Below are 1,608 nucleotides of genomic sequence, written 5' to 3' on the forward strand. Positions count from 1 at the left end.
CAGCTCGGTCGCAATTTCCAAAACAGCGATATGCTGATTGTGCCGAAGGTGTTTTACGACTACTGCACCAGCGACGTGCTGACCATCGAATGGATGGACGGCACTCCGGTATCCGATATTGCCAAACTCAAAGCCGACGGCATTGATTTGCACAAACTTGCCGATTACGGCGTGGAAATCTTCTTCACGCAAGTTTTCCGCGACGGCTTTTTCCATGCGGATATGCACCCCGGCAATATTTTGGTCGCCGCCGACAACCGCTACATTGCCCTCGATTTCGGCATCGTCGGCACGCTGACCGACTACGACAAACGCTATCTCGCCATCAACTTCCTCGCATTCTTCAACCGCGATTACCACCGCGTCGCTACCGCCCACATCGAATCGGGCTGGGTGCCTGCCGACACGCGCGCGGAAGAATTGGAAGCGGCTGTCCGCGCCGTGTGCGAACCGGTGTTCAACAAACCGATTTCGCAAATTTCCTTCGGCTTGGTACTGATGCGCCTGTTTGAAGTCAGCCGTCGCTTCAATGTCGAAATCCAACCGCAGCTGGTATTGCTGCAAAAAACGCTGCTCAACATCGAAGGCTTAGGCCGCCAACTCGATCCCGATTTGGACTTGTGGAAAACCGCCAAACCGTTTTTGGTGCGTTGGATGAACGAACAGGTCGGCCCCAAAGCCCTTTGGCGCAACCTCAAAAACGAAGCTCCCGACTGGGCGCAAATCATCCCTTCCCTGCCGCGCAAAATCAGTGCGTTGGTTGATGAAAACCGCCAACAGGAAATGCGCGATGCCTATGTGCATCTGGTCAAAGTACAGCAACGCCAAAGCCTGTGGTTGGCTGTGATTGCGGTTGTTTTGCTACTGATTTTGCTGTTTAAGTAAACCGTAATACAGCTTTAAACGGCATATAAAAGGCCGTCTGAAATTTAGTTTTCAGACGGCCTTTTATATGCCTATCTATTCTTTTTTCTCATGCGGAACATGTCCGCTTTCGGCTTCGATATGCCGTCTGAAGCGCAGACCTGCGGCGTGATAAAACGGATGCGGCGAGAATTGGCGCGAGACTTGCGAAGCGAAGATGCAAGTCAGCAACATCCAAAACAACAAATTCTGTCCGCCCGTCATTTCCATTACCACTACGGCAGCGGTCAACGGCGATTGGGTTGCGGCGGCAAGGAACGCGGCCATGCAGAGCAAAACCGCGACATTGGACGCGTCGCCCAGTTGCGCGAAAGAAGCCATGTGTTCGCCTATCATCGCACCAATGGTTAAAGACGGCGTGAAGATACCGCCGGGAATGCCTGCCCAGTAGCTGAACACGGTCGCCGCCCATTTTGCGGCAGCCAAGCCGAACGGCGCTTCATATGCGCCTTTAAGAGCGGCTGCGGCTTCGTGATAACCCGTACCATAGGTTTTACCTTGATAAAACGTACCGAGCAACGCCAACAAGATACCCATTACAAAAGCGACCACCAACAAATGACGGCGGATGAAACTGCGCCAGCGTACCGGTGCGAATGCCGCCGCGCCGCGATACAAAAAGCTGCCGAACAATCCGCCAGCCACGCCGCAGACGATGCCCGACACCGCGGCCCACATCAGCAT

The 1,608-nt window shown here is 54.0% G+C and carries 2 protein-coding genes; one reads left to right on the forward strand and one right to left on the reverse strand.

The features are described 5' to 3' along the window. The coding region (locus ACTHS3_RS12610; RefSeq protein WP_440368092.1) for an AarF/UbiB family protein at positions 1-885 on the forward strand (885 nt) is incomplete at its 5' end. Positions 886-960: 75 nt separating this feature from the next. Here ACTHS3_RS12610 and ACTHS3_RS12615 read toward each other — a convergent pair. After that, the coding region (locus ACTHS3_RS12615; RefSeq protein WP_440368093.1) for a chloride channel protein at positions 961-1,608 on the reverse strand (648 nt) is incomplete at its 5' end.

The organism is Neisseria sp. P0009.S007 (assembly GCF_051962515.1).